General features: G+C 61.8%; 8 protein-coding genes. 5 read left to right on the plus strand and 3 right to left on the minus strand.

The annotated features are described in order from the left end of the window. Nucleotides 1–95: 95 nt before the first annotated feature. The gene (locus VFE81_RS20250; RefSeq protein WP_325046295.1) at nt 96–353 is read left to right on the plus strand and encodes a hypothetical protein; all 258 of its coding nucleotides are present in this window, start codon (nt 96–98) and stop codon (nt 351–353) included. 79 nt (nt 354–432) lie between these two features. Here VFE81_RS20250 and VFE81_RS20255 read toward each other — a convergent pair whose 3' ends face one another. Beyond that, nucleotides 433–1629 carry a tyrosine-type recombinase/integrase gene (locus VFE81_RS20255; protein WP_325046296.1) on the minus strand — a complete coding sequence of 399 codons (1197 nt, stop codon included), beginning with the start codon at nt 1627–1629 and terminating at the stop codon, nt 433–435. A 407-nt stretch (nt 1630–2036) separates the two neighbouring features. On the opposite strand from VFE81_RS20255, the gene VFE81_RS20260 reads away from it, so the two are divergent. After that, nucleotides 2037–2405, plus strand: a complete 369-nt coding sequence (locus tag VFE81_RS20260) for a hypothetical protein (protein WP_325046301.1) — start codon at nt 2037–2039, stop codon at nt 2403–2405. A gap of 117 nt (nt 2406–2522) precedes the next feature. Here the strand turns inward: VFE81_RS20260 and VFE81_RS20265 are convergent, their stop codons facing one another. Beyond that, a complete protein-coding gene (locus VFE81_RS20265) occupies nt 2523–2789 on the minus strand; it encodes a hypothetical protein (protein ID WP_325046302.1) in 267 nt (88 codons plus the stop codon). Nucleotides 2790–2898: 109 nt separating this feature from the next. After that, nucleotides 2899–3978 (minus strand): substrate-binding domain-containing protein, encoded by a 1080-nt coding sequence (locus tag VFE81_RS20270; RefSeq protein WP_325046297.1) that lies wholly within the window; start codon nt 3976–3978, stop codon nt 2899–2901. Between the two features lie 134 nt (nt 3979–4112). Here VFE81_RS20270 and VFE81_RS20275 point away from each other — a divergent pair, with 134 nt between their 5' ends. The 3 genes from VFE81_RS20275 to VFE81_RS20285 form a co-directional block, all read left to right on the plus strand. Beyond that, nucleotides 4113–4598, plus strand: a complete 486-nt coding sequence (locus VFE81_RS20275) for an NAD(P)H-dependent oxidoreductase subunit E (protein WP_325046298.1) — start codon at nt 4113–4115, stop codon at nt 4596–4598. Further along, complete coding sequence (locus tag VFE81_RS20280; RefSeq protein WP_325046299.1) at nt 4595–6166, plus strand: formate dehydrogenase beta subunit; 1572 nt, start codon at nt 4595–4597, stop codon at nt 6164–6166. Before VFE81_RS20275 ends, VFE81_RS20280 begins: the two co-directional genes overlap by 4 nt. 14 nt (nt 6167–6180) lie before the next feature. Further along, nucleotides 6181–7803, plus strand: a 1623-nt coding sequence (locus tag VFE81_RS20285) for a molybdopterin-dependent oxidoreductase (protein WP_325046300.1), incomplete at its 3' end; no start/stop codon positions are given.

The raw sequence follows: 7803 nt of genomic DNA on the forward strand, positions 1-7803 counted from the left end.
CCCGATAGCAACGGAAGGTCTGTTGCAACTTGCCGAACTGGCATGCGAACAGTTCGTGGATTCACTTGAGCGAACCGGAGCGCGCGAGGTGAATCATGATTGAGTTCGACAATACGCTGCCGACGACGCTCGATGGTGGCGCCAATCAAACCGCCGCACAGACGCTAGACGTCGCAGTAATCCGCGTCGATCAGTTGCGCGCGTTGGCAGGGCTACTGAGTCTCGAAGAAGTCACAGAGCAGTTCGCCGATCTTTCGATACTCGCCCAAGTGTCCATTTTCGGCCTGTTCGAGGATGCGCTGGCGGATATTCGTGCGGCGCTAACGTTGGAAAGTACACACCCTACAAGCTGACCGGCGCGACGTAATGAAGATCAATCGCCGATACCTCCGGCGATGATCGCCACGCCCGCCTTGAGCGGGCTTTTTGCGACTATCCGGGTTCGACAATATGCTTTGCCCACGCTTCCATAAGCGGTCGCCGCTGTTCCAGTAGATCAGTGCGGTGATAGGCCGCTTCAACCTTATTCGCCACTGCATGCGCGAGCGCCCGCTCGGCGAGATCGCGTGCATAACCTTGCTCACTGGCCCAATCGCGAAAACTTGAGCGGAAGCCGTGCGCTGTCGCCACGCGTCCGGGTAAGTCGCTTTGCGCTTGTACGCGACGCAGGAAAGACGTCAGAACCATGTCACTGACAACCTTCCCGCGCGGCGACGGGAATACAAGCGTTTCGTGCAGCTTCTGTTCCTTCAGCCTCTGGACGAGTGCAAGCGCCGGGGCCGATAGCGGGACGCGATGCGGCTCCTTCGCTTTCATCCGTTCGCCGGGAATGGTCCACACACCGGCCTTCAGGTCAAATTCATCCCATACCGCGCCGCGCACTTCGCCGCTGCGCGCCGCCGTCAATATCAGGAACAGCAGGGCGGCGCGCGTGGCTTCACCCTGCTTGAACTCGGCAACGTGCTTCGTCACGAACGCGGGCACGTCGCGCCACGGCATGGCTGGTTGATGTTCCTTTCTGGCGTTCTGTTTCGGCAGGATGTGATCGACAACGGAAACCGGATTGGCCGTGATATGACCATGCGCCCACGCCCATTGCATGACCGCGTGCATGCGCTGGCGCGTGCGGCTAGCCGTTTCAGCCTTGTCGAGCCATATTGGCCGCAGCACGTCGGCGCAGTCAGCCGGCGTGATCGCATCTAGCTTCTTCGCACCCAGCGACGGGAACGCGTAAGCCTCAAGCGACCTTATCCAATCGTCCGCGTGCTTTGCGTTGCGCCAACTTGGCTTGAGCTCTTCATGCACCTTGCGCGCCGCCTTTTCAAACGTAAAAGCCGTGGCCGCCAGAGCCGCTGCCCGCTGTTCGAGGTTGCGCCGCTCGATGGGATCGCCACCGCTGTCGATAACCTTACGCATCGCCAACGCTTTCTCGCGGGCTTCCGCAATGGATGTCTCCGGGTAAGTCCCGAGCCCCGCATCACGCCGCTTACCTGAAATCGGCGATGTAAAACGCAACGACCACTTAGCCCCGCCCTTCGTCGGCGTCAGCATGAGGCCAGTGACCTTCCCATCGAAAACCGGCTTGTCGCCATGCCGAAGTGTTCTTGCTTGTCTATCTGTGAGCGCCATTTTCAGTCCATCATTCAGCCCATCACGAAACGCCGGAATGGGTCGGAATATTGTAGACTTCGACGGCTGCGATTCAAACGCAGATCATTGATCTTAAAAGGATATTGCGGAATCAGTCGGAATATGCCGGTTCGATTTTCGGCAGACGCCGCCTCCACCAGAACATCGTTTCAAGCTGCACCATCAAGACTCACTCAAAACCCGTAAGCGGCCTGCTGCTTGCGGGTTTTTTGTTGGCTACCTACCAAACGGAAGGCCCGCTCATCGAGCAGGCCTTTTTGCTGGCGGGTATCAACACCGCGCGGGGGGCAATTGGAATAAATGCGTCCGCTCAACCGTTCACTCCCCACGTGCGCCCGCATGCCGCGTCCCGCGCGAGGCCAACACCAAAATCAGGAGCCGACATCATGCGCAAGACTCTCTTCTGCCTCTCCACGCTGACTCTCCTCGCACTACAACAGACTGCCTTTGCCGAAGCCCCGAAGATCGTCGCCGGCCGCTTCGTCGCCGCGGACGGCATGACGCTTTATACCTTCGACAAAGACACCACGCCCGGCGTGAGCGCCTGCACGGGCGGCTGCATGAGCTACTGGCCGGCGGCCATGGCGAGCCCGGCGGACAAGCCGTCAGGCGACTGGACACTAATCTCTTCGGTCGACGGCAAACAGCAATGGGCATACAAAGGTCATCCGCTGTATCGCTACGCAGCAGACAAACACGCGGGAGAAATGAAGGGAGACGGCTTCAAAGACATGTGGCACACGGCGAAGCCATAACCGATAACTGCTGAACGACGGGGCCAAAACCGAGAAACGCGATAGAAAGCACAAACAAAGACGCAAACGAAAACGCCGGCAGCATGCCGGCGTCAAGCAAACAAAGACGAAAAACGCTTACTCGTCTTTAGGACACTGCAGGTTACAACCGTTCGGATCGCCGTTGTCACCGCGCTTGCGCATGGCCGACTTTTTGTTGGACTGGAATTTGTCTGAGGGCGTCGATGCCGCAAACGGCATCTGCGGATGTTCGGCAAGACGGAACTGATCTTGCAAGATACCGCCCGGCACACCCGGCGAATTCTGTGCGAAGGCAACCGAACCGGTGGTGAGAAGCACACCGGCCGTCGCTGCCGCAGCACATGCGTGAAGAAGAACTTTCATATCAATCCAGCGCGGCACAGCGCGCGGTTAAGGCGTAAGCGGAAGGTTAGAGATTATCCCAAACAAACGCCCCACGCAGCGGCGACGGCACCATTTTGTTTACAGTCGCTTACACCTTAGTTGGGCCAAGCCCCACATCGAGATCGAGCAGCTTGCCGCAGTCGTGCGGATCGTAACCTTCGAGCTGATCGACGTTGTGCCGGAACGCCGCGCCGCGCAGCAAGCCGATCACCACTGCAAGCGGCATGCGCTCCAGCCGGGCGCGGTCGCAGGCGAAGTAATAGTCTTCCTCAACGATCGGAATGAAGTCGAGCCCGAAGTGATGCGCCGCCGGCTCCACGCCGAAACCCACATCCGCCATGCCGCTCGCCACGAACGCCGCAATCGCCGAATGCGTGAGTTCCGCCGACGCATAACCGTTGACCCGGTCCGGATCGACCCCGACTTTTCGTAGCGCAAGATCCAGCAGCATGCGCGTGCCGGAACCGGGCTGACGATTGACGAAGCGAATGTCGTCGCGCGCGAGGTCCCTTAGGCCATCGATTCCTTTTGGATTGCCTTTGCCGAGAAAGAGGCCCTGCGTGCGCCTGGTCAGATGCACGAGCACGTGACGCTGCGGATCGAGCCAGCGCCGATACGTATCGGCGCACGCCGCGCGAAACTCGCCCAGCGGCAAGTGGAAGCCGGCCAGATCACATTCGCCACGGGCGAGCGCGCTAACCGCGTCCGCGCTGTCGCGGTATTTGATATCGACCGGCTGATCGTTCGCGACCAGCGCCGTCACCAACGCCGCGACGGCGTAACCGTGCGACGCGTAGATCCGCACATCGTCAGCGGGTGGCGCAAGCCAGCGGTTCAGGTCGCTTGCGACTTCGCTCGCGAGCGCCTGCATATTGCCGTCGAGCCGCTCGCCGCACAAACGCTGGGCGCGCAACACGGCGTGACCGAGTTCGGACAGCACCGAGCCGCGCCCACGCTCCTTCGCGATCAGCGGGCCACCCAAACGCTCCTCAATGCTGCGCAACAAACCCCACGCATGACGGTAGGACAAACCCTTAAGCGTGGCCGCCTGCGCGATGCTGCCGGATTCGTCCACCAGCGCGAGCAACGGCACCACGTCCGACAGGCTTGCCTCGCGGCCATCCGGACCCTTCACGACCAGTTGCGCCTGGCACTCGATTCTGATCATATATGCTCAACTCTTTCCTATTGCACGAGGCGTATCACCCGCCTATTGTTCGGCTATCCCTTATCGAATATACGAAGCATAAGTGCACGCATTATGAATAACAAGTGCATATATGACTTTGGAGGAGCCCCCACTTGGACGATTCCATCGCCGTCGCGCCGGACCAGCTCGTGCAGCGTCACGCGCAACCGGGCATGTCGCTGCTAGCGGTACTGCATGCCATTCAGGACGAACTCGGCTACGTGCCGCCCGACACGGTTGCGCCTCTCGCGCGTGCCATGAACCTGTCGCGCGCGGAAGTGCATGGCGTCATCACCTATTACCACCACTTTCGCACGCAACCCGCGGCGCCCGTCACGGTGCAACTGTGCCGCGCCGAAGCATGCCGCAGCATGGGCACCGAAGCGCTCGCGCAGCATATCGAGGCGCACACCGGCTGCCGTTTTGATGCAGAGCATCGGCATGACGCGACGGTCGAGTTGGAATCGGTGTATTGCCTCGGCCAATGCGCACTGTCACCGGCGATGATGGTCAACGGCACCTTGCACGCCAAGGTCACGCCGCAAAAGTTCGACGCGTTGTTCGCTGCCGCCAGCAAATGCGTGGAGGTCGCGGCATGACACGCATCTACGTTCCCCGTGATTCGTCAGCATTGGCACTTGGCGCGGATGCACTGGCTCAAGCGATCGAAGCTGAAGCCACACGCCGCGGCATCGCAATCGAACTGGTTCGCAACGGTTCGCGCGGTTTGCTGTGGCTTGAACCACTCGTCGAAGTTGCGACGGCTGAAGGCCGCGTCGGCTATGCGAACGTCGAAGAGAGCGACGTTGCCGCGCTGTTCGACGCCGGCTTCATCGACGGCGGCGAGCACGCCCGCCGCGTCGGTGTGGTCGATGAAATACCGTATCTGAAGAAGCAGCAGCGCCTGACCTTCGCGCGCATCGGCATCACCGATCCGCTTTCCGTCGACGATTACATTGCCCACGGCGGCCTCGAAGGTCTCAAGCAGGCATTGCAAACCGACGGCGACGCCGCCTGTGAAGCGCTGATCGAATCCGGCCTGCGCGGACGCGGCGGCGCGGCCTTCCCCGCCGGCATCAAATGGCGCACGGTGCGCGGCGCCAAAGCGGCGCAGAAGTACATCGTCTGCAATGCGGACGAAGGCGACTCCGGCACCTTCTCCGACCGTCTCGTGATGGAAAGCGACCCGTACGTGCTGATCGAAGGGATGATCATCGCGGGCATCGTGACCGGTGCGACAGTCGGCTATATCTACGTGCGCAGCGAGTATCCGCATTCGATCGCGATGCTGGAAGCGGCAATCGTCAAAGCACGCGCCGCCGGTTGGCTCGGCGACAGCGTGCTCGGCTCGGCGGCGCATCGCTTCGAACTGTTCGTGGCGAAAGGCGCAGGCGCTTATGTCTGCGGCGAGGAAACCGCGCTGCTCGAATCGCTCGAAGGCAAACGCGGCATCGTGCGCGCAAAGCCGCCCGTGCCGGCACTAGTCGGCCTCTATGGTCAGCCGACCGTGATCAACAACGTCATCACGCTCGCGACGGTGCCCATCATCTTCGCGCGCGGCGCGGCTTTCTATAAAGACTTCGGCATGGGACGTTCGCGCGGCACGCTGCCGTTCCAGCTCGCCGGCAATGTAAAGCAGGGCGGCCTGGTCGAGCTGGCGTTCGGCGTCACGCTGCGCGAATTGCTCTACGACTACGGTGACGGAACGGCAAGCGGGCGTCCCGCGCGCGCCGTGCAGGTCGGCGGCCCGCTCGGCACCTATCTGCCGGAAAGCCAGTGGGACATCCCCATGGACTACGAAGCGTACGCGGCCGTCGGCGCGGTGGTCGGCCACGGCGGCATCGTCGTGCATGACGACACGTCGAATCTCGCCGAACTTGCGCAATACGCAATGCACTTCTGCGCGCTCGAATCGTGCGGCAAATGCACGCCGTGCCGGATCGGCTCGACGCGCGGCGTCGAAGTGATCGGCCGGATTCGCAACGGCGATACGTCGACCAGGCAAGTGCAGTTGCTACGCGATCTGTGCGACACGATGGTATCCGGTTCGCTCTGCGCGATGGGCGGCATGACGCCGTTCCCGGTGCTGTCCGCGCTCGACCATTTTCCCGAAGACTTCGGTCTCGATAACGTGCACGACCACGCGCCCAAAGCGGCTGCGGTCTGACCCAGGAGCTTCACATGTCCGACATGCTCAACTCCCCCGCCGGCGCCCCGAAGGAAGTCCCCTCGGGGGGTGGCTGCGGCTCCGGCAACTGCGCGTGCAAATCGCAAGCGCAACAACGCGCCACGCGCTCACCCTTTGACGACACCGACTACGGCACGCCGCTGCGTCATGCCGACGTCGACGTCACGCTGGAAATCGACGGCCAGGCGGTGACGGTTCCAGCCGGCACGTCAGTGATGCGCGCCGCCGCCGAAGCCGGCGTCAATGTGCCGAAGCTCTGCGCGACCGATTCGCTCGAACCGTTCGGCTCATGCCGTTTGTGTCTCGTCGAGATCGAAGGCAAGCGCGGCTATCCGGCCTCATGCACGACGCCAGTCGAAGCCGGCATGAAAGTCCGCACGCAAACCGATCGTCTGCAGTCGCTGCGCCGTAACGTGATGGAGCTGTACATCTCCGATCACCCGCTCGACTGCCTGACCTGCCCCGCCAACGGCGACTGTGAATTGCAGGACATGGCGGGCGTTACCGGCTTGCGCGAAGTGCGCTACGGCTTCGACGGCGCGAACCATCTGAAGGACAAGAAGGACGAATCGAATCCGTACTTCACGTACGACCCGTCGAAGTGCATCGTCTGCAATCGCTGTGTGCGCGCGTGCGAAGAAACCCAGGGCACGTTTGCGCTGACGATCACCGGACGCGGTTTCGAATCGCGCGTCGCCGCGAGCGAAAACAAGCCGTTTATGGAATCGGAATGCGTGTCGTGCGGCGCGTGCGTCGCCGCCTGCCCGACCGCGACCTTGCAGGAAAAGACCGTCGTCATGCTCGGCCAGCCCGAGCATTCGGTCGTGACTACCTGTGCCTATTGCGGCGTAGGCTGCTCGTTCAAGGCCGAGATGAAGGGCAACCAGGTCGTGCGGATGGTGCCGCACAAGAACGGCCAGGCCAACGAAGGCCACGCGTGCGTCAAGGGCCGCTTCGCATGGGGCTACGCGACGCACAAGGACCGCATCACCAAACCGATGATCCGCGCAAAGATCACCGATCCGTGGCGCGAAGTCAGTTGGGAAGAAGCACTCAGTTACGCGGCGTCGGAATTCCGCCGCATTCAGGCGAAGCATGGCCGCGATTCGATCGGCGGCATTACGTCGTCGCGTTGCACGAACGAAGAAACGTATCTCGTCCAGAAGCTCGTGCGCGCCGCGTTCGGCAACAACAATGTCGACACCTGCGCGCGTGTGTGCCACTCGCCGACCGGCTATGGCCTGAAGACCACACTCGGCGAATCGGCTGGCACGCAGACCTTCGCATCGGTCGATAAGGCCGATGTGATCATGGTGATCGGTGCGAATCCGACCGATGGCCACCCGGTGTTCGGCTCGCGTATGAAGCGCCGCGTCCGCGAAGGCGCGAAGCTGATCGTCGTCGATCCGCGCCGCATCGATATCGTCGATACGCCGCACGTGAAGGCATCGCATCATTTGCAATTGCGTCCGGGCACCAACGTCGCGGTGGTCAATGCGCTCGCGCATGTGATCGTGACCGAGGGGCTGCTGAACGAAGCGTTCATCGCCGAACGCTGCGAAACGCGCGCGTTCGAGCAATGGCGAGCATTCGTGGTCCTGCCCGAGAATGCGCCA

The organism is Paraburkholderia sp. (assembly GCF_035656215.1).
Lineage (GTDB): Bacteria > Pseudomonadota > Gammaproteobacteria > Burkholderiales > Burkholderiaceae > Paraburkholderia.

What these genes read in the sequence shown, in the direction of transcription:
- VFE81_RS20280 (WP_325046299.1), top strand. Translation starts at nt 4,595, where the DNA reads ATGACACGCATCTACGTTCCCCGTGATTCGTCAGCATTGGCACTTGGC.
- VFE81_RS20260 (WP_325046301.1), top strand. Translation starts at nt 2,037, where the DNA reads ATGCGCAAGACTCTCTTCTGCCTCTCCACGCTGACTCTCCTCGCACTA.
- VFE81_RS20250 (WP_325046295.1), top strand. Translation starts at nt 96, where the DNA reads ATGATTGAGTTCGACAATACGCTGCCGACGACGCTCGATGGTGGCGCC.
- VFE81_RS20265 (WP_325046302.1), bottom strand. Translation starts at nt 2,789, where the DNA reads ATGAAAGTTCTTCTTCACGCATGTGCTGCGGCAGCGACGGCCGGTGTG.
- VFE81_RS20270 (WP_325046297.1), bottom strand. Translation starts at nt 3,978, where the DNA reads ATGATCAGAATCGAGTGCCAGGCGCAACTGGTCGTGAAGGGTCCGGAT.
- VFE81_RS20255 (WP_325046296.1), bottom strand. Translation starts at nt 1,629, where the DNA reads ATGGCGCTCACAGATAGACAAGCAAGAACACTTCGGCATGGCGACAAG.